This is a genomic window from Pontibacterium sp. (assembly GCF_964228735.1).
GTDB lineage: Bacteria > Pseudomonadota > Gammaproteobacteria > Pseudomonadales > Balneatricaceae > Pontibacterium.
The window spans coordinates 1-23,079 of sequence record NZ_CAXRBQ010000071.1 but is presented as its reverse complement, the minus strand read 5'-3'; the positions used below and the strand labels follow the sequence as shown (position 1 = coordinate 23,079).

Here is a 23,079-nt window from a genome sequence, read left to right as displayed (position 1 = left end):
AGGAAGGAGTTTGTAATGTCAAAAGGGCAATCTTTACAAGACCCTTATTTGAACGCTCTGCGTAAGGAAAGGGTGCCTGTATCCATTTTCTTGGTGAATGGTATTAAGTTGCAGGGTCAGATCGAATCATTTGACCAGTTTGTCATTCTGCTGAAGAACACTGTCAGCCAGATGGTATACAAACATGCTATTTCAACCGTAGTTCCGGCGCGTCCAGTTAAGCTGCCACCTGCGGAAGAGCCTAAGTCTGCCAGCTGAGGTCGTAATTGTTCTTCGAGCGTCCCGAATCTGGCGAACTCGCCATTTTAGTACATGTTGATCTGGCCGATGAGGCCGATCAGGAAAGTCCCCGAGAGCTCGAAGAGCTTGCGCTATCTGCAGGTGCCGACCCCGTCGAATTCTTGACGGGGTCCCGAGCCCAACCCAGTCCTAAATTTTTTATCGGTGCCGGTAAGCTGGAGGAGCTGCGCTCCTTGGTGAATATGCACGGTGCTGAACTCGTCATCTTCAACCATGCCCTGAGTCCTGCCCAGGAACGAAACATCGAGCGCGAGATCAAATGTCGTGTACTGGATCGTACCGGTCTGATCCTCGATATCTTTGCGCAGCGGGCCCGTACCCACGAGGGTAAGTTGCAGGTTGAGCTGGCGCAGCTGGAACATATGTCAACCCGTCTGGTGCGAGGCTGGACCCACCTTGAACGACAGAAAGGTGGTATCGGTCTGCGTGGTCCGGGTGAAACCCAGCTGGAAAGTGACCGCCGTATGCTGCGTGCGCGCATCAAAAGTATCCACAAACGTTTGGATAAGGTGCGTAAACAACGTGATCAGGGACGTCGTTCCCGTCAGCGGTCTGAGATACCTACGGTATCACTGGTGGGATATACCAACGCGGGCAAGTCGACCCTGTTTAATCAGATCACTGAATCTAATATCTACGCAGCAGACCAGTTGTTCGCAACGCTTGATCCGACCCTGCGTCGCGTTGAGCTGGAAGATGCAGGTCCTGCGATCCTTGCGGATACAGTAGGTTTTATTCGCCATCTGCCGCATAAACTGGTGGAATCGTTCCGTGCGACCCTGCAGGAGACCACAGAGGCGACCTTGCTGTTGCATGTGATCGATTGTTTTGACGATGAGCGGCATGACAACATGCGTGAGGTTGATAACGTACTGCGAGAGATCGGTGCGAATGAAATCCCGCAGTTGCAGGTATACAACAAACTGGACCTGCTCGAAGGCCAGGCGCCACGTATCGATCGCGACGATGAAGGTCGTCCGGTAAGGGTGTGGGTGTCGGCTCAGACTGGTGCGGGTACAGAACTATTGCTGCAAGCAGTGAACGAATTGCTTGCCGATGACGTATATCATGAAACGATCAGCCTTTCTCCACGGGACGGCAGTTTGCGTGCCAGACTGTATGAACAGGGGGCGGTGCTGAACGAGTCCTACGATGATCTGGGGCACATGCAACTGGAGGTCCGGTTGCAGAAAAAAGATCTGCTTCAACTTTTAAGTCGGTTGGATATTCCGGCTGAACGCTATTGTTCAGTTGAGGTCCATCATTAAATGGTCGGGTGAAACCTGTGCTGTGGGTATTTAGCAAATAGTCGATTATTGTCGATAAATGCAATTGATGCTTGCACAGTAATATGGGGCTACCTAAAATTTCCTCAGCGAATCAAGCTTTTGGAACGGAGACACGTAATGGCTTGGAATGAGCCGGGTGGTAACGGCAAGAATAACGATCCTTGGGGCGGTGGTGGCAATAACCGCGGCGGCAATGGTGGCGGCGATCAGGGACCACCTGATCTGGATGAGGCTCTGCGAAAGCTTCAGGATCGCCTGAATGGAATTTTTGGTGGTTCCGGTAAAAAACCAAACAGCGGAGGTTTCGGCGGTAACGGCGGAGGCTCTGGTTCTGGTTCTGCATCCGGTTCCGGTTTCTTTATTATTCTGGCTGTATTGGCAGCGCTGCTGTGGGCAGGTATGGGTTTCTATACCGTTGACCAGCAGGAGCGTGGTGTCGTGCTGCGTTTGGGTAAGTACTCTGACACGGTTGGTCCGGGTCTGCGTTGGAACCCACCGCTGATCGATGAAGTTCAGAAAGTGAACGTCACTCAGGTTCGTACCCGCACCCACCGTGCGTTGATGCTGACCAAGGATGAGAACATCGTTGATGTGGATATGGCGGTTCAGTACGTGATCACGGATCCGAAAGACTTCCAGTTGAGTGTACGTGACCCTGAGGGCAGTCTGTCCCATGCGGCAGAATCCGCGCTGCGTCACGTGGTAGGTTCTACCGACATGCACTCCATTCTGACCCAGGGCCGTGAGTTGCTCTCTGTTCAGGTGCAGGAACGTTTGCAGGGCTACATGGATGATTACCAGACCGGTCTGCAGATCTCCAAGGTCAACGTGAAAGAGGCGAAAGCACCGAGTCAGGTGCAGGATGCGTTTAACGACGTGATCCGTGCGCGTGAGGACGAGGTGCGAGTGAAGAACGAGGCGGAAGCCTACGCTAACGGCATCATTCCGGAAGCGCGTGGTCAGGCCCAGCGTATGCTGGAAGAGGCGAACGCATACCGCGAAGAGGTGATCGCGAAGGCGGAAGGTGAATCCCAACGTTTCACCGCGCTGCTGACCGAGTATGAGAAAGCGCCAGAAGTAACCCGCGAACGTTTGTATCTTGATACAATGGAATCAGTCCTGGCGAAAAGCCCGAAAGTGCTGGTTGATGTGGAAGGCGGTAACAACATGATGTACCTGCCGCTGGATAAACTGAGCCAGTCCTCTGCGGCATCATCTATGCCTCGCATTGATGTGAACCGCCCGGTGCGTCTGGATAATGAGAGCCTGCGTGAAGTCACTGACCAGGTAATCAACCAGCTTCGTCAACGTCAACTGAATACTCGCAGGGAGGGCCGTTAATGAAACCTTCATCTATGATTTCCCTGATCGTCGTAACTCTTGCGGTGTTCATCGGCTACAGTTCCATATTTATTGTTAAAGAGACCGAGCGCGGCGTAATGCTGAAGTTTGGTGAGGTGGTAAACCCGGATCTTGAGCCTGGTCTGCACTTCCGCGTACCGATCATGAACAATGTGCGACTGTTCGACGGTCGTGTTCTGACACTGGATGCGGCGCCACAGTCCTATCTGACACTGGAGAAGAAGAGTCTGGAAGTGGATTCCTTCGTAAAGTGGAAAATTGATAACGTAGAAAAATTCTACACTGCAACTTCCGGTGATGAGTTCCGAGCGGCGAAACTGCTGTCTGACCGGGTTGATACCGGTCTGCGTAACCAGTTCGGTGAGCGTACCGTAACGGAAGTGGTCTCTGGTGAGCGTGAGCAGTTGATGAAAGAGCTGACCGACAGCTTGAGTGCAATTGCTGAAGCTGAGTTTGGTATCAAAGTGGTGGATGTGCGTGTAAAGCGTATCGATCTACCGCCAGCGGTATCCGACTCCGTATACGAACGTATGCGTACCGAGCGTGAGCGTGAAGCGCGTGAACTGCGCGCACGTGGTAAGGAGCTGGCGGAAGGTATCCGCGCGGATGCGGATCGTCAGAAAACCGTTATCGAAGCAGAAGCCTACCGTGAGTCTGAGCTGATTCGAGGTGAAGGTGATGCGACTGCGGCGAACGTGTACGCCGAAGCGTATCAGCGTAACCCAGAGTTCTACTCGTTCCACCGTAGCCTGCGGGCATACCGCGAATCCTTTAAAGGCAGCGGTGACATGATGGTGCTGAAGCCAGACAGTGACTTCTTCAAGTACCTGAGTGAGCCGGCTGCACCAGCTGCTGCACAGTAAGGCTATTGGTTAAGAAGTCTGCGGGTATCGGCCTATCGGGCAACTCGCAGGCTTCTTAACAAAAAACACTCAATCGGGTCTCGAATAATCGCGATTCCGTGGTAGAATACGTCAACCGGGTTTTGCCCGGTTTTTTTGTGTTAGTGGGGTTTCGAATTCGGCGGACTGCCTATGTCATCGGAGTTTCTACATCATCTCGCAATCGGTTTTTGCATGATGTTGGTGCTTGAGGGGATTATCCCGTTTCTCTATCCGCAGCGGTGGCGTAACTTGGTACAGCAGCTGTCACTTGTGGATAACCGAACCCTGCGGATCATGGGGCTGGCGAGTATGGTGCTGGGCACCGTGATCCTTTATTTGATCAATTAATTTCGATTTAAATCTGTGGAGTACTGCATGGCGTTGGCAGATCGTTGGCTCTTGCCGGAAGGTGTAAAAGATATCCTTCCACCAAAAGCGAGCCAGATCGAGGCGATGCGTCGCCGTTTGCTGGATCTGTTTGATAGTTGGGGTTATGACCTGGTGATGCCGCCTTTGATGGAGCATCTGGACGCGTTACTGACCGGTTTCGGTGGTGAGTTGGACCTCAATACCTTTAAGCTGACTGATCAGTTGAGCGGCCATACCTTGGGTATCCGTGCTGATATTACTACACAGGTTGCCCGTATCGATGCGCACCGTATGCGTAACGAAGGGGCAAGTCGCCTTTGCTATTGCGGCTCCGTGCTGCACGCTCGCTCCACTCAGCCATTGGCGTCCCGTAACCCGCTGCAGATTGGTGCGGAGCTGTTCGGTCATGCTGGTCTCGACAGCGATGTGGAAGTCATTGCGCTGATGATCGAAACCCTGCAGACCGCAGGTGCCGATAGCGAGCTGAGCCTGGATCTGGGGCACGTGGGTATTTTCCGTGGTCTGATGGAGGATGCAGGTCTGAGCAGTGCGGAACAGGCCGAATACCAGAGCATGTTGCAGCGTAAAGCGCTGCCTGAACTGGAGCGTTTCCTGAACACGCTGGACGTCGATGCGCGTCTGCTGGATCGTTTGGCAGAATTGCCGCGTCTGCATGGTGGTATTGATGTGCTGGCGCGTGCCAAGACGCTGTTCGTTGATGCGCCACAGATGGTGCTGGATGGTATCGACTATCTGGAGCAGTTGGCAGCACGTGTGGCGAAACGTTTCCCGGATTTGGATCTCTACTTCGATCTGAGTGAACTGCGTGGTTATAACTACCACACAGGTATCGTATTTGCGGCGTATACGCCTGCATACGGTCAGGCGCTGGCAAAAGGCGGGCGTTATGACGACATCGGTCAGGATTTCGGGCGTGCACGTCCGGCGACCGGTTTTAGTGCGGATCTGAAGACGCTGGTTGATCTGGCGGCTTCTCAGCGCGACAAGGCCTCTGTGGTGGTTGCACCGGCGGGTGAGGATGTGGCGTTGCTGTACAAAATCAATGAATTGCGTGCGCAGGGCGTGCGGGTGATTCAGACGCTGTCTGGTGATGATCAGCCAGCGAATAGCAGCGCCGAGCTGGTGCTGGAAAATGGTGAGTGGACCGTTAAAGGTCTGTAACCTCGTTTCGATTAATGACTAATCTCAAGAAGGCAACAATGGGTAGAAACGTCGTTGTTCTGGGTACCCAGTGGGGTGATGAAGGTAAAGGCAAGATCGTAGATCTGCTGACTGATCAGGCTGCTGCTGTAGCGCGCTTCCAGGGCGGGCACAATGCTGGTCACACACTGGTTATCAATGGGGAGAAGACTGTACTGCATCTGATCCCGTCCGGTATTTTGCGTGAGAACGTAACTTGTTTGATCGGTAACGGCGTAGTGCTGTCACCGGAAGCACTGCTGAAAGAGATTCGTGGTCTGGAAGAAGCGAACGTTCCTGTTCGTGAGCGTCTGCGTCTGAGCCCTGCTTGTCCTCTGATTCTGCCTTACCACGTAGCACTGGATCAGGCGCGTGAAAAAGCGCGTGGTAACTCCAAGATTGGTACTACCGGTCGTGGTATCGGTCCTGCGTACGAAGATAAAGTAGCACGTCGTGGCCTGCGTCTGGGTGACCTGATGGACACCGAGCGTTTTGCTGCGAAGCTGAAGGAAGTGATGGAATACCACAACTTCCAGCTGGAGCACTTCTACAAAGTTGAAACCGTTGATTACGATGCGGTTCTGAAAGAAGCGCTGGAAATGGGTGAGCAGCTGCGTCCGATGGTTGCTGATGTTACCGCGATGCTGCACGACCTGCGTAAAGCGGGCGAGAGCATCATGTTCGAGGGTGCACAGGGTTCCCTGCTGGACATCGACCACGGTACCTACCCATACGTAACTTCTTCCAATACAACTGCGGGTGGTACGTCTACCGGTAGTGGTTTTGGCCCTCTGTACCTGGATTACATCCTGGGTATTACCAAAGCTTACACCACGCGTGTAGGTGGCGGTCCGTTCCCGACTGAGCTGGATTGTGAAGTGGGTACCCGCCTGGCTGAGCGTGGTCACGAATTCGGTTCTACTACCGGTCGTGCGCGTCGTTGCGGTTGGTTTGATGCAGTTGCACTGAAACACGCGATTCAGGTTAACTCCATCTCCGGTATCTGCCTGACCAAGCTGGACGTACTGGATGGTCTGGAAACTATCAAAATCTGTACCGGTTACCAGGACGCTCAGGGCAACATGGTTACAACCCTGACTGGCAGCGAAGACTACGAAGCTGTGACCCCGGTATATGAAGAGATGAAAGGCTGGGAAGGTTCTACTGTGGGTGCTAAGACCCTGGAAGAGCTGCCTCAGGAAGCGCGTGACTACATCAAGCGCCTGGAAGTGCTGATCGAAGCACCAATCGATATCATCTCTACCGGTCCTGACCGCGTAGAAACTATCGTACTGCGTAACCCATACGACGCATAAGCTGTCGCCATATGGTCTGAAAAGCCTGGCTATATGCCGGGCTTTTTTGTGCCTGCAAGAAGCAGGCTGTGGATAACGTTTTATCAGTGTTGTTCTCTGAGCATAAAAAAACCGGCCAACAGGCCGGTTTTTTTTCTGAGCGGTTGTGATGCTTACTGCATGTCAGGCGTCAGTGCCGGGCGAACGCTTTGTAGCATCGCTTTAAACATCTTCGGATTGCCCGCTACCAGGTTTCCGTTTTCGCGGAATTTGTTAGTGCCAAAGCAATCCGCTACCAGGCCGCCAGCTTCCTGCAGAAGCAGTGCGCCTGCTTCGATCTCGCCTTCGTGCAGACCCAGCTGGAAGAAACCATCCAGACGGCCAGCCGCAGTGTACGCCAGGTTTAGTGCCGCAGAGCCACCGTTGTAGATGGAGCTGCCAGCCATGGTTACGTTCTTCACCATCTCCTGGTGCGCGCCAAAGTATGCACGGTCGCTGCTGCGGTTGAAGAAGCCGGAGCCGATCAGGGCGCCATCAAGGGATTTGCGGTTGCTTACACGCAGGCGCTTGCCGTTCAGCTGTGCACCGTTGCCGCGGCTGGCGGTGAATTCTTCGCCGATCAGTGGGTTCAGAACAACGGCGTGCTCAATGCGGTCATTCTGGTAGCCAGCGATGCTCAGGGCAAAAACCGGTAGGCCGTTTGCGAAGTTAGACAGGCTATCGATTGGGTTAACGTGCCAGACGAACGCCGGACCCTCTTTCAGAGGCTCGTGTGTTCCGGAATGCTCGCAGACTACCTTATGGCTTGGGTAGGCTTTCTGGATCGTTGTCACGATAGTTGATTCAGCCTGTTTGCAGGTATCGCTAAGGAATTTAGCGACATCATTATCTTCAGATTTGATCAAATCGAGACGTTCAACGGAGCGTGCGATCTGTTCACCTGCGATGCGAGCTGCGCGCAGGGCGATATTAACCATGGGTTGCATGCGTTTTAGAACCTACAAACTAACTGTTAGGGAGCGGAAAAGAGGAATTATAACCGAGCTTGGCGAGCGGCTGAACAGCTGATTCACTCTCTGCTAAAATAATGCGCTTTAGATTGTCCGGTCGGTAAGAGATATGTTGGAAAAGGTACGTATAGTTCTGGTGAATACCACCCACCCTGGAAACATCGGTGGCGTTGCCCGGGCGATGAAAAATATGGGGTTGAGTGACCTCTGTCTGGTGGCGCCAAAGGAGTTTCCAAGCGAGGTGGCTGATGCGCGTGCATCCGGCGCGCTGGATATTCTGGCGAATGCGACTGTAGTGCCGGATCTGCAGGAGGCCCTGGCGGACTGTCAGTTGGTGGTGGGCACCAGTGCGCGTGAGCGTCATATTCCGTGGCCGCTGGTGAATCCGCGTGAAATGGCGTCCATTGTGGTACCGGCGCCACAGAAAACGGCAATTGTGTTTGGTCGCGAGGATCGCGGGCTGACCAATGAAGAGCTGCAGCTCTGTCACCATCATGTAAATATTCCGTCTGTGGAAAACTTCAGTTCCCTGAACGTGGCTGCGGCGGTGCAGGTTATTGCGTACGAGTTGCGCATGGAACAGCTGGCTGTGGAAAAGCGGGAGAATGTAGGTAGCGACCGTCCGGACTGGGGAACCGATTGGGATATCGAGCTGGCGGATCACGAAGAGCTGGAGCGGATGTTTGCACATCTGGAGGAAACACTGATCGATATCGAATTCCTCGATCCGGAAAATCCACGCCAGCTGATGCCGCGTATGAGGCGTTTGTTGATGCGTGCAGTACCGGACAAGGTTGAGGTCAATGTGTTGCGAGGCGTGCTTAAAGCGATGCAGCGCAAACTGACAAAAAGCGGTCGCTGATGTGCCCTGTCACGTAATTGTATAAACGTGCTAAAATAATGCCCCTTTGTGGCTTGGAATGTCCGACAAAATTGGTCAAGATAATAGTTGATTGATTTGGTCGGGTATTGCATAATCTGCTCACACTCGCCAAATGCTGCGACGGAAGACGATTATGCGATTGACGACAAAAGGGCGTTATGCCGTAACTGCAATGCTGGATCTGGCTTTACACGAAGGTAAAGGACCGATCAGTCTTGCTGATATTTCTGAGAGGCAGGGTATTTCACTGTCCTACCTTGAACAGTTATTTGCAAAGCTGCGTCGCAATGAATTGGTGCGCAGCGTGCGTGGTCCCGGCGGCGGTTATCAACTGAACCGCGAACCTGCCGGAATCAACGTGGCAGAAGTTATTGACGCCGTCAACGAGTCCGTAGACGCGACAGGCTGTAGTCACTCCGGAAATTGTCAGGGCGGAGAGGTTTGCCTGACTCATCATCTGTGGTGTGATCTGAGCACCCAGATTCACAACTTCCTGAGCGACATCACTCTCGCCAGTCTGGTGGCGCGCAAAGACGTTAAAGATGTAGCTGAGCGGCAGGACCGCCTTCAGCTGACCAATATTATTGTAGGCTCCGACTCTAATCCTGCAGAAGCAGGCGAGGCGGTAGTTTAGAGGGGAAGGCTCGGAGAGCAAGAATGAACAAGCTGATTTATCTGGACTACTCAGCAACTACACCGGTTGATCCGCGTGTCGCTGAGAAAATGTGCGAGTGTCTGACGCTGGATGGTAACTTCGGTAACCCAGCATCCCGTTCCCACGCGTTTGGCTGGAAAGCAGAAGAAGCGGTGGAGAATGCTCGCCGTCAGGTAGCAGATCTGATCAATGCAGATCCGCGTGAGATTGTCTGGACTTCCGGTGCGACCGAATCCGACAACCTGGCAATCAAAGGTGCTGCACACTTCTATCAGAAGAAAGGCAAGCACATCATCACCTCTAAAATCGAACACAAAGCGGTGTTGGATACTTGTCGTCAGCTGGAACGCGAAGGTTTCGAGGTAACTTACCTTGATCCGAACAGCGACGGCCTGATTGAGCCGCAGATGGTTGCTGATGCAATCCGCGAAGACACCATTGTTGTCTCTCTGATGCACGTAAACAACGAAATCGGCACCATCACAGATATCGAGGCGATCGGTGAACTGACCCGCGCCAAAGGTATCATCTTCCATGTGGATGCTGCACAGAGCGCAGGTAAGATTGATATCGACATGGCCAACATGAAAGTTGACCTGATGTCTTTCTCCGGCCACAAGATCTATGGCCCGAAAGGTATCGGTGCACTGTATGTTCGCCGTAAGCCACGTGTACGTCTGGAAGCACAGATGCACGGTGGTGGTCACGAGCGTGGCATGCGCTCCGGTACACTGCCTACTCACCAGATCGTGGGTATGGGTGAAGCATTCCGTATTGCTAAGGAAGAGATGGCTATTGAAGCTGAGCGCGCTAAGGCGCTGCGCGACCGCTTCCTGGATGGCATCGCTGATATGGAAGAAGTGTTTGTAAACGGTTCCAAAGAGCAGCGTGTGGTACAGAACCTGAACGTCAGCTTTGCCTTCGTAGAAGGTGAGTCTCTGCTGATGTCCATCAAGGATCTGGCAGTATCTTCCGGTTCTGCCTGTACCTCTGCGAGCCTGGAGCCATCCTATGTGCTGCGTGCACTGGGACTGAACGATGAGCTGGCGCACAGTTCCATCCGTTTCTCCTTCGGTCGTTTTACCACTGAAGAAGATATTGACCGTGCGGTTGCCCAGGTCCGTGAAGCAGTTGGTAAACTGCGTGAGCTGTCTCCGCTGTGGGATATGTATAAAGATGGTGTAGATCTCAGCAAGGTAGAGTGGGTTCACCACTAATCTGAGAGGCAGAGAATTCAGGAGGTCAGACAATGGCTTACAGTGATCAGGTAATCGATCATTACGAAAACCCTCGTAATGTGGGCAAAATGAATGACAAGGACGAAAACGTAGGTACCGGCATGGTGGGTGCACCGGCTTGTGGCGACGTTATGCGTCTGCAGATCAAGGTGAGTGACGAAGGTGTTATTGAAGACGCCAAGTTTAAAACCTATGGTTGCGGCTCTGCTATCGCTTCCAGCTCCCTGGTAACCGAATGGGTTAAGGGTATGACGCTGGACGAAGCTGAACAGCTGAAGAACACTTCTATTGCAGAAGAGCTGGCGTTGCCGCCGGTTAAGATCCACTGCTCAGTTTTGGCTGAAGACGCGATTAAAGCGGCAGTAGCGGATTACAAAGAGAAGCAAGACAAGAAGTAATTGATGAAGCCGCTGCTGCCGATGGCAGTGGCGGCGGGATATAGTACTTATGGCAATCACAATGAGCGATGCTGCGGTTCAGCACGTAGCACGTTACCTTGAAAAACGTGGACACGGCTTCGGAATTCGTCTGGGTGTACGTACATCCGGCTGTTCCGGTATGGCTTATGTGCTTGAGTTCGTGGATGAGAAGCAGCCTGAAGATGAGGTGTTCGAGTCCCAGGGCGTGCGTGTCGTCATTGATCCAAAAAGTCTGCTGTACCTGGATGGTACCGAGTTGGACTTCGTCAAAGAGGGGTTGAACGAAGGCTTCAAGTTCAATAACCCGAACGTAAGCAGCGAGTGCGGTTGCGGCGAAAGTTTCAACGTTTAATCCCTACCGGGCAGAGTAATGGACATTAGTAAGAACTTTTTTGAGCTGTTTGCCCTGCCGGTTTCCTTTCAAGTCGATCTGAGTCAGCTGTCAGCCCGTTATCTGGAGCTGCAAAAGGCGCTGCACCCGGATCGTCATGCCCATCTGTCTGACCGCGAACGTCGGATGTCTGAGCAGTATACGGCTTATCTCAATGAGGCCGTGACCACGCTCAAGGCACCCTTGTCGCGTGCGCAGTATCTTCTCAAGTTGCAGGGATTTGATACCACCGGTGAAAGCTCGGTGGCGATTGATCCTATGTTCCTGATGCAGCAGATGGAGTTGCGAGAGCAGCTGGAGGAGGTGCCGGATCAGGATGACCCGTTTGAGGCGCTGGATGAGCTCTCAGATGAGGTTGACTCAATGCTGAAGCAGTTGCGGCTGGATTTTGATGCGCAGTATGCCGCGCAATCCTACGAGCAAGCAGTTGCTTCGGTGCGAAAGATGCAGTTTTTAGAGAAGCTGGTTGTCGAGATTGAGAGTCTCGAAGACCGCCTGGATGACTGAGCAATAATTTTATGGCGCTGTTACAGATCGCAGAACCCGGCCAGAGTGCCGCACCCCATCAGCACAAGCTTGCGGTGGGTATTGACCTGGGAACCACCAACTCACTGGTCGCAACCGTTAAAAGTGGCGAGGCGGTAACCCTGCCTGATACCGATGGTCAGCATATCCTGCCGTCCGTTGTGCGTTACCTGAGTTGTGGTCGTAAAGATGTAGGGTTGCTGGCGCGAGAAAAGGCGGCGGAAGATCCGTACAACACCATTGTTTCGGTTAAACGCCTGATGGGGCGTGGCGTGGAGGATGTGCGTGCGCTGGGTAGCGAAGCGCCGTACCACTTTGTTGCTGGCGAAAACAGCATGCCGTACATCTCAACGGTGGCGGGTGCGAAAAGCCCGGTACAGGTGTCGGCAGATATCCTGACTGTGCTGACTGCGCGGGCTGAAGAATCCCTGGGTGGTGAGCTGGTTGGTGCGGTGATTACCGTGCCAGCGTACTTTGACGATGCGCAGCGCCAGGCAACCAAAGATGCGGCGACGCTGGCAAATATTAAGGTGCTACGTCTGCTGAACGAGCCGACGGCAGCAGCGGTTGCATACGGTCTGGACCAGAAAGCGGAAGGTGTGATCGCCGTATACGATCTCGGTGGCGGTACTTTCGATATCTCCATCCTGCGCCTGAATAAAGGTGTCTTTGAGGTGTTGGCTACCGGTGGTGACAGTGCCCTGGGTGGCGATGACTTCGACCTGGCGCTGGCGACCTGGATTGCGTCCGAGCTGGGTATTGATACCGATGCTTTGGAAACCGGTCTGGCACGATATCTGACCGAAAAAGCACGTGAAGTAAAAGAGGCGCTGACCTCCAGTGATTCTGTGGCCGTCACTGTCGCGCATGGTGGAACAAGCGGTGAGCTGACGGTGACCCGTGATCAGTTTAATACTCTGATTGATAAGCTGGTTGCGCGCACTTTGCGTGCCTGCAAGCGCACCCTGAAGGATTCCGGCGCTGATGTTGGTGAAGTTCAGGATGTGGTGATGGTGGGTGGTTCCACCCGTGTACCGCTGGTGCGCGATAAAGTATCCGAATTCTTTGGCCGTGAACCGCATATTGATATCGATCCGGATCGTGTAGTCGCAATTGGTGCGGCTATCCAGGCTGATGTCCTGGCGGGTAACAAGCCTGACAGTGACATGCTTTTGCTGGATGTGATTCCTTTGTCGCTGGGCCTGGAAACCATGGGTGGTCTGGTCGAAAAGCTGGTTCACCGCAATACCGCTATCCCGGTAGGGCGCGCGCAGGAATTCACCACCTATCAGGATGGTCAGACGGCGATGGTTATCCATGTGCTGCAGGGTGAGCGAGAACTGGTTGATGACTGTCGCTCCCTGGCGCGTTTTGTCCTGCGCGGTATTCCGCCGATGGCCGCTGGTGCCGCGAAGATCCGCGTGACTTTTCAGGTGGATGCGGATGGTCTGTTGAGCGTTTCGGCAAAAGAGTTGTCCACAGGCGTAGAAAGCAGTATTCAGGTGAAGCCGTCCTACGGTCTGAGCGATGGTGAAATTGCACAGATGCTGCAGGAATCCTTCAGCTCGGCGCAGGAGGATCTGGAAAAACGTCGCCTGCGCGAGCAGCAGGTGGAGGCGGATCGTCTTCTGGTGGCGCTGGATCAGGCAATTGAAGCCGATGGCGATGAACTGCTGACCGCAGAAGAGCGCGAAATGCTGTTGAGTGAAATGGCTCAACTGGTTGCACTGCGCAACGGTGACGATGCAGATGCGATCGAAAAAGGGATCGTAGTGCTGTCGAACGAAAGTGATTTCTTTGCATCACGTCGTATGGATCATGGTATCCAGCAAGCCCTGCAGGGGCACACGATTGATGAGATTGAGGAGAAGAAGTAATGCCGCAGATTATCTTTCTGCCCCATGAAGACCTGTGTCCGGACGGCGAGGTGATCAATGTCGAGCCGGGTATCACTATCTGTGATGCAGCACTGCAGAACGGTATTCAGATCGAGCATGCGTGTGAGAAATCCTGTGCTTGCACAACCTGTCACGTAATCGTGCGCGAAGGTTTCGACTCGATGGAAGAGTCCGACGAGCTGGAAGACGATATGCTGGATAAGGCCTGGGGGCTGGAACCGGAATCCCGTCTGAGTTGTCAGGCGGTTGTGGCTGATGAGGATCTGGTGGTGGAGATCCCTAAATACACTATCAATCAGGTGTCCGAGCGACACTAAAGGGGTTTGATATGAGTCTTAAATGGGTAGATGTGATCGACATTGCGATCGAGCTGTGCGAACAGTATCCGGACCAGGACCCACTGACCGTCAGCTTCCCTGACCTGTACGAAAAAGTGATGGGGCTGGAAGGGTTTGACGATGACCCTAATCGCTGCGGCGAAAAGATTCTGGAGGCCATTCAGGCGGCCTGGATCGAAGAGCAGGATTAATTACTGAAAGCCCGGTGTATTCCGGGCTTTTTTTACGTTGCGTGACGCTGTTCACTGCAATGAACCTCGCGTATAATTGCGCGTTTGAATTTTGGTATGTCCTTAATATTTTCGGGGATTAAGAAACAATGGCAATCGAACGTACTCTGTCCATCATCAAGCCGGACGCAGTAGCTAAAAACGTAATTGGTCAGATCGAAACTCGCTTCGAAGAAGCTGGCCTGAAACTGGTAGAAATGCAGATGAAGCAGCTGTCTCAGGCTGAAGCTGAAGGTTTCTACGCTGAGCACAAAGAGCGTCCTTTCTTCGCTGATCTGGTTGCTTTCATGACTTCTGGCCCTGTAGTAGTTCAGGTTCTGGAAGGTGAGAACGCAATCGCTGCAAACCGTGATCTGATGGGTGCAACTAACCCACAGGAAGCGGCTGAAGGTACTATCCGTCGTGACTTCGCTGAGTCCATCGACGCGAACGCTGTACACGGTTCCGACTCTCCTGCTTCTGCAGAGCGCGAAATCGCTTACTTCTTCGGCAAGTAATTGCTGTCCGACCGCTCCGTTTTACGGGGCGGTCATCGCTTTGTTACCTATATCTGAGTTTTGAGTTCTATGACTGAATCTACTGCCAAAGTAAATTTGCTTGGCCTGTCGCCGTCTAAGCTTGAAGATTTCTTCGAAGAGATCGGAGAGAAGCGTTTTCGTGCTACCCAGGTGCTGAAATGGATTCATCAGCTTGGTGCAACCAACTTCGATGAGATGACCAACATCTCCAAGGCGTTGCGTGCAAAACTCAGTGAAATGGCAGAGATCCGTGATCCTGAGGTGGTGTTGGAAAACATCTCCAAGGACGGTACCCGTAAATGGGTCATCCGTACCGATGGCGGCTCTTGTGTTGAAACTGTATTGATCCCGGAAAATGGCCGCGCGACTCTGTGTGTATCGTCGCAGATTGGCTGTTCCCTGGATTGCAGCTTCTGTTCTACTGGCAAACAGGGCTTCAACCGTAACCTGTCTGCTGCTGAGATCATCGGTCAGGTGCGTGTCGCTATCCGCTCCTTTGGGCCGTTTGATCCGTCCGGTGATCGCCGTGTGACCAACGTGGTACTGATGGGCATGGGCGAGCCGTTAATGAACTTCGAAAACGTGGTTGATGCGACCGAACTGATGATGGAAGACAATGCGTATGGTCTTTCCAAGCGTCGCGTGACCCTGTCCACTGCCGGCGTAGTACCCGCATTGGATAAACTGGCAAAGGTTAGCGACGTATCGCTGGCGGTATCTTTGCATGCACCGAACGATGAGTTGCGTGACCAGTTGGTGCCGATCAACCGTCGTTACCCGATCAATGAGCTGATCGATTCCTGTAACCGCTATCTCCAGAGTCTGAACGACAAGCGTGTTGCAACCGTTGAGTACACCCTGATCGCGGGTGTGAACGATCAGCCGGAGCACGCGCGTGAGCTGGTTAAACTGCTGCGTCGCCTGCCGTCCAAACTGAACCTGATTCCGTTCAATCCGTTCCCTAACTCGGACTATAAGCGGCCTAGCGAAAGTGCCATCCTGGCGTTCAAGCAGATCATGCTGAACGCGGGTATCCTGACCACCGTACGCAAGACACGCGGTGATGACGTGGATGCAGCCTGTGGCCAGTTGGTGGGTCAGGTTGCAGACCGCACCCGCCGTAGTCAAAAGTATATTCCTGTGGTACAAGAGGTTTCTCCGCAGGAGATGAGTAAACCTTAATAGGAGCCTTTGGGTGAACGTCCTTCGTTTTACACTGTTACTGGCGTTGCTGGTGCTCGGTGGTTGTGCCGCCGAGAATACGCGTCGTGGTGTAGACGGAGGCGATGCAGCCAACGCCGCCTATACCCGCTTGGGAATCGAGTACCTGCAGGCAGGCGATCTCCAGGGGGCCAAAAAAGCCTTCCAGAAATCGTTGGCGATTGCGCCGGACGATGCCGAAGCGCATAACGGTCTGGCGCTGGCATTCCAGCTGGAAGGTGAGCCAGCACTGGCCGAGCAATACTTCCGTAAGGCGACCCGTCTGGCGCCGCAATCCGCGATGATCCACAACAACCTGGGAGCATTCCTGTTCGCCGCGCAGCGCTATGAAGAAGCCTGTGAAGAACTGGCGCAGGCAACCCAGGATCCTTTTTATAACCGCCGTTCCCAGGCTTTTGAAAACCTGGGGCGCTGTTACAGTCACCTAAACCAATCTGCTGCTGCCAAGCATGCGTTCGAGCGTGCGCTGCAGATCAGTCCGAACCGCGTTATCTCAATGATTGAGCTGGCTGATCTCGAGTTGAAAGCAGGGCAGGTTGGTAATGCAGAATTCTACTTCGAGCGGTTTGCTGAACTGGTTGAACGCCGTCGGGTAGAGCACTACGCCAAGAGCCTCTGGGTAGGGATCCGTATAGCCCGGGAGCGGGGGCAGACGTCGCAGGCTGCGACCTACGCCCTGTTGTTGAAGAATCTGTTTCCAGATTCTCCAGAGTACAAGCTGTATGAGGAGTCCGCACGGTGAGTAGTCAGACCCAGCTAGAACAGGAAGAAGTGGTACAAGAGGTTTTCCCGGGGGCGGAGTTTACGGCTGCCCGTGAAGCAAAAGGTCTGGACGTTCAGGATGTGGCTAATGCACTCAATTTCAGTGCGTCACATATCGTGGCAATTGAAGAGGGACGGCTGGAAGCATTGCCAAGCCGTGTATTTGCACTGGGATACCTGCGTGCCTACGCGCGTCACGTTGGCTTGGATGAAAACAAGGCTGTAGAGGATTACGAGCGCCTGACGGGTGATTCTGGCAAGTCTAAAGCCAAGCCACTGAAAACTGTGAGTAGCGTTGGTGCTGAACCAGCAAAGTCGAAAGGCGGTGCTCTGAAATGGCTGGTTATTGCGTCGCTGGTCACAGGCGTTGCTGCAGCAGGATACTGGTGGACCCAGCAGCAAAAAGCTCCTGCAGAGCCTGCTCCGGTTGCGCAAATGAATTTGCCAACAGATGACGCAGGGCCTGAAACATTGATTGCAGACGCTGCAGCAGCTCCTGCTGGACCGGAAGCGGAATTCGTTGACGGTGCCCCGGCTGAAGAGAAAAGCCAGATTGAGACCGCAGAGTTGTCTTTGGCATCAGAGGTTGAAGTGGTACCGATGGGTGAAGAGCTACCGGCTGCAGAAGAGGCAGGTGCATCGGTAACCGAAGTTATTGCATCTGAAGCGGTAAATGTCGCTTCCGAGGCGGAACCTGGCAGTGTTCAGGTCGTCACAGAACAGGTTGCTGAAGTTGTTAATGCTGAATCGACCGTCCCGGCTGTAACCGCTGAAACCAGCAGTGAAGCACCTGCGCCAGTAGCAGCAGGTGAAGGCCATCTGAAGATTGCCTTCAACGCAGATTGCTGGGTTGAAGTGCGTGATGATACCGGGCGTTTGCTTGTGGCCAGTGTCCGCAGCCCAGCACGGGGTGTAGACGTACGCGGCAAAGCCCCGCTGAAGGTGACTCTGGGAGCGCTTTCTGCGGTAGACAGCATGATCTATAACAATGACGCGGTAGCATTGGAACAGCGCGGACGCGGTAATGTACTGCGCGTGACGCTGCCGGTTGTCGAGTAATTAACTGTAAATAGCAGTAGGATTTTTGAGTTGGCCAAGATCAAAGCCATTCGTGGAATGAACGATATTCTGCCGGACCAGACACCGGTTTGGCAGTATCTGGAAAACACCGTTAAGTCTGTTCTGGGTGCATACGGCTACAGTGAAATTCGTATGCCGATCGTTGAGCAGACCGATCTCTTCAAGCGCTCTATCGGCGAAGTAACCGATATCGTTGAGAAAGAGATGTACACCTTCGAAGACCGCAACGGCGAAAGCCTGACGCTGCGTCCGGAAGGGACTGCAAGCTGTGTACGTGCAGGTGAAGAGCACGGTCTGTTGTTCAATCAGACCCAGCGCCTGTGGTACACCGGTCCGATGTTCCGCTACGAGAAACCACAGAAAGGTCGCTACCGTCAGTTCCACCAGATCGGTGTTGAAACCTTTGGTATGGCGTCTGCCGATATTGATGCTGAAGTGATCATGCTGAGTGCCCGTCTATGGAAACAGTTGGGAATTCTGGATGCGGTAACCCTGCAGCTGAACTCGCTGGGTTCCAACGAGGCACGCGCGGAATACCGTGCGGCGTTGGTTGAGTATTTGGAAGCGCGCAAGGACCAGCTGGATGAAGACAGTCAGCGCCGGCTGGAGTCCAACCCACTGCGTATCCTTGATAGTAAAGACGCCGGTACCCAGGCCCTGTTGGATGATGCGCCGAAACTGAGCGATTACCTGGATGACGAGTCCCGTACCCACTTTGCTGATCTGTGCAGCATGCTGGACGCAGCGGGTGTGAAGTACGAGATCAATCCGCGACTGGTGCGTGGCCTGGACTACTACTGCAAAACGGTATTCGAATGGGTAACCGATAAACTGGGTGCACAGGGCACAGTATGTGCCGGTGGCCGATACGACGGGCTGGTAAAACAACTCGGTGGTCGTCCGACACCCGCCGTGGGTTTTGCTATGGGCGTAGAGCGCCTGATTTTGATGCTGGAAACGCTTGAAGCCGTTCCTGCTGATGTGCGCTTGCCGTTTGATCTCTACTTGGCTGCAGAGACCAAAGGTCTGCAGGGAGAGGTGATCGCGTTGGCTGAACAGCTGCGTGATGCTTTGCCGGGACTGCGTGTACGCGTACACTGTGCGGGTCTAAAAAACATTGGTGCCAAAGCGCGTCAAACCGGTGCGCCGTTGGTAGCGCTGGTTAAACCGTCTGACGATGGCCTGCTTGCTACTCTGTGGCAGGGTGAAGAGCCACGTTTCGATATTGCAACGGCTGATTTGGCGGATGCCATCAAAGCCGTCTGGAACGCCTGATAGATTAAAGGATAACGGGAGTACAACGTGTCAGAGATGCGTACTGAAGAAGAACAGATTCAGGCATTCAAACAGTGGTGGAAGGAGAACGGTAAATCACTGATTTTGGGTGTAGGTCTGGCTGTTGCAATTGTTGTTGGCTGGAGAGGCTGGCAGGAGCGTCAAGCGATCGAGGCGGAGAACGCATCCGTTTTGTACCAGAACATGGTGGATGCGGTAGAGTCTGGCATTGGGCCGCTGCAGGATCAGGATCAGCTTGCTACCGCTAAGCATCTGGCAGGTCAGTTGAAAGACGATTACAGCGATTCCACCTACGCAAAATTTGCCGCTCTGGTTCAGGCGCGTGTTGCCGTTGAGAGCAAAGACTATGACACGGCGCTGGCTGAGATCGACTGGGTTCTGGGTAACCAGCCAACTCAGGAAATGATGGTTATCGCAACCATGCGTAAAGCACGCTTGTTGGCTGAAAAAGGTGACCGTGACGCAGCGCTGAGCCTGATCGCAGGTCTGAATGCTGGTAACTTCAAGGCAAGCGTTGAAGAGCTGAAAGGCGACCTGTTACTGGCTAAAGGTGACAAGGACGCGGCGCGTGCTGCCTATGAAGCAGCTCAGGCTGCTGCTCAGCAGAGTGGTTCCCGCCCATTGCTGAACATCAAACTGGACGACCTGGCGGTAGGGGATAAGTAAATGAGAATGCTCGTACGCGGTGTTGCTGCTACTACGCTGGCGCTGATGATCTCAGGATGTGGTTTTTGGGGCGATAGCGAGGAAGAGATCGAACCGAATCCACTCGTATCTTTTGAGGCGGAAAAGTCCGTTGATGTTCTCTGGAGCGCGGATATTGGTGCAGATCTGGGTGAAAAATATCACCAGTTCCAGCCGGCAATCTGGGGCGAGCAGGTTTTTGCCAATGACAGCAAAGGTCGTGTACAGGCGTTTTCCCGCGCAGACGGTAAGCGCAACTGGGACGTTGAACTGGACATTACTGCCAGCGGTGGTGTTGGTGCAGGTTTCGGCACCGTTGCTATCGCTGCGGAAAGCGGTGAGCTGGTTGCATTGAGCGACAAAGACGGTTCTATCCAGTGGCGTGCTAAAGTCAGCACCGAAGTGGTAGCTGCACCGCAGATTAACCAGGACCTGGTGGTTGCCCAGTTGATCAATGGTCGTTTGGAAGCGTTCGATCGTGTGACCGGCGAACGTCGCTGGACCTACGATAACCTGGTTCCTCGGCTGACCCTGCGTGGCACCAGCTCCCCAATCGTGACACAGAACGTAACCGTGGCAGGTTTTGCCAGCGGCAAGATTGTGGCTGTGGATAACGAGAAAGGCCGTGTGATCTGGGAGCGCAAAGCCGCGTTGCCACAAGGCCGTTCTGAGCTGGAGCGTATGGTCGACATCGATGGTCGCCCGCTGCTGGCTGATGGTCGTCTGTTTGTGACCAGCTACCAGGGGCGTCTGGTAGCGATCGATCCGCGCCAGGCACAGATTCTGTGGTCTCAGAACGTATCCAGCTACCGTGGTCTGGCTGCGGGTTTTGGCAACGTGTACGTGAGTGAGTCCAATGACTTTATTCAGGCGTTTGACCAGTCCAGCAGTGCCAGTATCTGGCGCCAGGATGCACTTGAAAACCGTGCGATTACATCACCGGTAACCCTGGGTACAACTGTTGCCGTTGCGGACGCCGAAGGTTACCTGCACTTTATGTCCCAGGTGGACGGCCACTTTGTGGCTCGTCACCAGGTTGATAGCCAGGGTGTTCGTGGTGACATGATTGTCGCGGATAATGTTTTGTACGTACTGGGTGACAGTGGCCGCCTTGTTGCACTGAAACTGAATTAAGTTACACCCGTAATACGATAGGGCGGCTACCGGCATGTTGCGGGTAGTCGCCGTTTTATTTTTGACCTGCCACTTTGCAGGAGTGAGTTGATGCTTCCCGTTATTGCACTCGTTGGCCGACCGAATGTCGGCAAATCTACACTTTTTAACCGTCTGACCAAGAGCCGTGATGCGCTGGTGGCTGACCTGCCTGGGTTAACCCGCGATCGTAAATACGGTGAGGGTCGCATGGGTGAAAAGGATTACATCGTCGTAGATACCGGCGGTATTACCGGGGATGAAAAAGGCATCGACTATGAAATGGCCAAGCAGTCCCTGCAGGCGGTTGATGAAGCCGATATTGTCCTGTTCCTAGTGGATGGGCGTGCGGGTCTGAACCCGGATGATGAACGCCTGGCTGATTACCTGCGTCGTAAGGAAAAGGAATGCTTCCTCGTTGTAAACAAGACTGACGGCGTTGATCCGGATGTTGCAATGAGTGAATTCCACGGCCTCGGCCTGGGGGCACCAACCCCTATCGCAGCAGCTCACGGTCGTGGTGTCGCTGCACTGGTAGAGTACGTACTGCAGCTGGTGCCTGAAGTTGAAGTGGACGAGGCGTTGGCCGAAGCGATCGACAAGAGTAAGCGTATTGCTGTTGTAGGTCGTCCTAATGTGGGTAAATCCACGCTGGTTAACCGTATGCTGGGTGAAGACCGTGTTGTGGTGTATGACAAAGCCGGTACCACCCGTGACAGTGTTTATATCCCGTACGAGCGTGATGGTGAAGCCTACACACTGATCGACACCGCTGGTGTGCGTCGCCGTAAGAATATCAAGGAAGCGGTCGAGAAGTTCTCCATCGTTAAGACGCTGCAGGCGGTTCGTGACGCCAACGTTGTCGTGCTGGTGATCGATGCCCGTGAAGGTGTAACCGACCAGGACCTGAGCATGCTCAGCTTTGTGATGGATACCGGTCGTGCATTGGTGATTGCGTTGAACAAGTGGGACGGTATGGATCACGAGCAGAAAGAGCGCGTACGTGAACAGATCCGTCGCAAGCTGGAGTTCACTAGCTTCGCTCGCATGCACTTTATCTCAGCCCTGCACGGCAGTGGTGTGGGTGATATGTATGCCTCTATCGATGAAGCGTACGACAGCGCCATGGAGAAGTGGTCAACCAGCATGCTAACCCGTTTGCTGGAGGATATGGTTGCAGATCACCAGCCACCGATGGTCTCTGGTCGTCGTATCAAGCTACGTTATGCGCACCAGGGGGGATCCAACCCGCCTATCATTATCGTACACGGTAACCAAACCGATGCGCTGCCGGGATCTTACAAGCGATACCTGGAAAACAAGTTCACCACGGTATTGAAGATCAAGGGTACACCTGTACGCTTTGAATTCCGTACCGGGGGTAACCCATATGAAGGTAAGCGCAACATACTGACGCCGCGTCAGCAGGCGAAGAAAGAACGTCAGTCTCGGCACATTCAGGAAGTTAAGAAAAGAGCGAAGAAGAAATCTCAGAAGAAGAGATGATTTCTTTCTTATGGCTTTCTAATCTTCCGACTAATCGGTAGATATATAAAAGGGCTGTTTTCTTTCTTATTACCGACAGGTGAGGGAGGGAAAGCGGCCCTTTTTTATGTTTGGTGTAAGTGATTGGTTAATAAATAATCAGGGCTGTGTGTTTAATGTACAAAAATAAGTGTTTTTTCACTTTTTTGAAGTTTTTTTCAAAAGGCGGTTGACGCTCAATCTGAGGTCTGTAGAATGTGCCTCCTCGCTTGAGAGAACAGCCTTTAACGGCACAGTCACTCAGGCAGAGAGGCTTAAATAACTCACTGATTTAGTTGGTGATTTTTTAAGTCGTCGTGATCACCAGCAAGCTTCAAAAACTTTTGAAAAACTTGCAAATAAACGGTTGACAACGACGCGGTGCGCAGTAAAATATGCGCCTCGCTTGAGACAACGCTAACGCAGCGTCACAAGCCGCTCTTTAACAAATTGATCAGATAATTCGTGTGGGCGCTTGTCAGGATAAAGCACACAAAACTTTATCCAGATAAGCAACCAAGTGAATTCATTTTTACAAAGTTGTTTTAACTGGAGC

25 protein-coding genes are annotated in these 23,079 nt (G+C 53.3%); 24 read left to right on the top strand and 1 reads right to left on the bottom strand.

The annotated features are described in order from the left end of the window. Positions 1-15: 15 nt before the first annotated feature. The 7 genes from hfq (at position 16) to ACEQ15_RS07475 (ending at position 6,720) form a co-directional block, all read left to right on the top strand. A complete protein-coding gene (gene hfq, locus ACEQ15_RS07505) occupies positions 16-258 on the top strand; it encodes an RNA chaperone Hfq (protein ID WP_193954365.1) in 243 nt (80 codons plus the stop codon). Between the two features lie 8 nt (positions 259-266). Beyond that, a complete protein-coding gene (gene hflX / locus ACEQ15_RS07500; protein WP_370278495.1) occupies positions 267-1,568 on the top strand; it encodes a ribosome rescue GTPase HflX in 1,302 nt (433 codons plus the stop codon). A gap of 138 nt (positions 1,569-1,706) precedes the next feature. Further along, positions 1,707-2,930 (top strand): FtsH protease activity modulator HflK, encoded by a 1,224-nt coding sequence (gene hflK / locus ACEQ15_RS07495; RefSeq protein ID WP_370278494.1) that lies wholly within the window; start codon positions 1,707-1,709, stop codon positions 2,928-2,930. After that, positions 2,930-3,814, top strand: coding sequence for a protease modulator HflC (gene hflC / locus ACEQ15_RS07490; protein WP_370278493.1), 885 nt, complete (start codon positions 2,930-2,932; stop codon positions 3,812-3,814). Before hflK ends, hflC begins: the two co-directional genes overlap by 1 nt. Positions 3,815-3,985: 171 nt before the next feature. Beyond that, positions 3,986-4,183, top strand: a complete 198-nt coding sequence (locus ACEQ15_RS07485) for a DUF2065 domain-containing protein (protein ID WP_370278492.1) — start codon at positions 3,986-3,988, stop codon at positions 4,181-4,183. A 27-nt stretch (positions 4,184-4,210) separates the two neighbouring features. Beyond that, a complete protein-coding gene (locus tag ACEQ15_RS07480) occupies positions 4,211-5,386 on the top strand; it encodes an ATP phosphoribosyltransferase regulatory subunit (RefSeq protein ID WP_370278491.1) in 1,176 nt (391 codons plus the stop codon). A 38-nt stretch (positions 5,387-5,424) separates the two neighbouring features. Beyond that, a complete protein-coding gene (locus ACEQ15_RS07475) occupies positions 5,425-6,720 on the top strand; it encodes an adenylosuccinate synthase (RefSeq protein ID WP_370278490.1) in 1,296 nt (431 codons plus the stop codon). Positions 6,721-6,872: 152 nt separating this feature from the next. On the opposite strand, the gene ACEQ15_RS07470 is transcribed toward ACEQ15_RS07475, so the two are convergent. Next, positions 6,873-7,685 (bottom strand): inositol monophosphatase, encoded by an 813-nt coding sequence (locus ACEQ15_RS07470; RefSeq protein ID WP_370278489.1) that lies wholly within the window; start codon positions 7,683-7,685, stop codon positions 6,873-6,875. Positions 7,686-7,818: 133 nt separating this feature from the next. Between ACEQ15_RS07470 and ACEQ15_RS07465 the strand changes: the two genes are divergently transcribed. From ACEQ15_RS07465 to der, 17 genes are all read left to right on the top strand, one after another. Further along, positions 7,819-8,571, top strand: coding sequence for an RNA methyltransferase (locus tag ACEQ15_RS07465; RefSeq protein WP_370278488.1), 753 nt, complete (start codon positions 7,819-7,821; stop codon positions 8,569-8,571). A gap of 154 nt (positions 8,572-8,725) precedes the next feature. Continuing rightward, positions 8,726-9,226 carry a Fe-S cluster assembly transcriptional regulator IscR gene (gene iscR / locus ACEQ15_RS07460; RefSeq protein ID WP_370278487.1) on the top strand — a complete coding sequence of 167 codons (501 nt, stop codon included), beginning with the start codon at positions 8,726-8,728 and terminating at the stop codon, positions 9,224-9,226. Between the two features lie 23 nt (positions 9,227-9,249). Beyond that, complete coding sequence (locus ACEQ15_RS07455) at positions 9,250-10,464, top strand: IscS subfamily cysteine desulfurase (RefSeq protein ID WP_370278486.1); 1,215 nt, start codon at positions 9,250-9,252, stop codon at positions 10,462-10,464. Positions 10,465-10,496: 32 nt separating this feature from the next. After that, on the top strand, positions 10,497-10,883 hold the full coding sequence (gene iscU, locus ACEQ15_RS07450) for a Fe-S cluster assembly scaffold IscU (protein ID WP_370278485.1): 387 nt from the start codon (positions 10,497-10,499) through the stop codon (positions 10,881-10,883). A 49-nt stretch (positions 10,884-10,932) separates the two neighbouring features. Next, the gene (iscA, locus tag ACEQ15_RS07445; protein ID WP_282351110.1) at positions 10,933-11,256 is read left to right on the top strand and encodes an iron-sulfur cluster assembly protein IscA; all 324 of its coding nucleotides are present in this window, start codon (positions 10,933-10,935) and stop codon (positions 11,254-11,256) included. An 18-nt stretch (positions 11,257-11,274) separates the two neighbouring features. Beyond that, a complete protein-coding gene (gene hscB / locus ACEQ15_RS07440) occupies positions 11,275-11,802 on the top strand; it encodes a Fe-S protein assembly co-chaperone HscB (protein ID WP_370278484.1) in 528 nt (175 codons plus the stop codon). Between the two features lie 11 nt (positions 11,803-11,813). After that, complete coding sequence (gene hscA / locus ACEQ15_RS07435) at positions 11,814-13,697, top strand: Fe-S protein assembly chaperone HscA (protein ID WP_370278483.1); 1,884 nt, start codon at positions 11,814-11,816, stop codon at positions 13,695-13,697. After that, the gene (fdx, locus tag ACEQ15_RS07430) at positions 13,697-14,035 is read left to right on the top strand and encodes an ISC system 2Fe-2S type ferredoxin (protein ID WP_370278482.1); all 339 of its coding nucleotides are present in this window, start codon (positions 13,697-13,699) and stop codon (positions 14,033-14,035) included. Before hscA ends, fdx begins: the two co-directional genes overlap by 1 nt. A gap of 11 nt (positions 14,036-14,046) precedes the next feature. Further along, positions 14,047-14,247, top strand: coding sequence for a Fe-S cluster assembly protein IscX (gene iscX / locus ACEQ15_RS07425; RefSeq protein WP_370278481.1), 201 nt, complete (start codon positions 14,047-14,049; stop codon positions 14,245-14,247). 128 nt (positions 14,248-14,375) lie between these two features. Beyond that, positions 14,376-14,783: a nucleoside-diphosphate kinase gene (gene ndk, locus ACEQ15_RS07420; RefSeq protein WP_282351104.1), complete on the top strand. Its 408-nt coding sequence runs from the start codon at positions 14,376-14,378 to the stop codon at positions 14,781-14,783. Positions 14,784-14,852: 69 nt separating this feature from the next. Beyond that, on the top strand, positions 14,853-15,986 hold the full coding sequence (gene rlmN, locus ACEQ15_RS07415) for a 23S rRNA (adenine(2503)-C(2))-methyltransferase RlmN (RefSeq protein WP_370278480.1): 1,134 nt from the start codon (positions 14,853-14,855) through the stop codon (positions 15,984-15,986). 13 nt (positions 15,987-15,999) lie between these two features. Next, positions 16,000-16,767: a type IV pilus biogenesis/stability protein PilW gene (pilW, locus tag ACEQ15_RS07410; protein ID WP_370278479.1), complete on the top strand. Its 768-nt coding sequence runs from the start codon at positions 16,000-16,002 to the stop codon at positions 16,765-16,767. Then, the gene (locus tag ACEQ15_RS07405; RefSeq protein WP_370278478.1) at positions 16,764-17,846 is read left to right on the top strand and encodes a RodZ domain-containing protein; all 1,083 of its coding nucleotides are present in this window, start codon (positions 16,764-16,766) and stop codon (positions 17,844-17,846) included. Before pilW ends, ACEQ15_RS07405 begins: the two co-directional genes overlap by 4 nt. Positions 17,847-17,903: 57 nt before the next feature. Further along, on the top strand, positions 17,904-19,142 hold the full coding sequence (gene hisS, locus ACEQ15_RS07400) for a histidine--tRNA ligase (RefSeq protein WP_370278509.1): 1,239 nt from the start codon (positions 17,904-17,906) through the stop codon (positions 19,140-19,142). Positions 19,143-19,178: 36 nt separating this feature from the next. Next, the gene (locus tag ACEQ15_RS07395) at positions 19,179-19,829 is read left to right on the top strand and encodes a YfgM family protein (RefSeq protein WP_370278477.1); all 651 of its coding nucleotides are present in this window, start codon (positions 19,179-19,181) and stop codon (positions 19,827-19,829) included. After that, a complete protein-coding gene (gene bamB / locus ACEQ15_RS07390; RefSeq protein ID WP_370278476.1) occupies positions 19,830-20,981 on the top strand; it encodes an outer membrane protein assembly factor BamB in 1,152 nt (383 codons plus the stop codon). Between the two features lie 90 nt (positions 20,982-21,071). Next, complete coding sequence (gene der, locus ACEQ15_RS07385) at positions 21,072-22,505, top strand: ribosome biogenesis GTPase Der (RefSeq protein WP_370278475.1); 1,434 nt, start codon at positions 21,072-21,074, stop codon at positions 22,503-22,505. Positions 22,506-23,079: the final 574 nt, after the last annotated feature.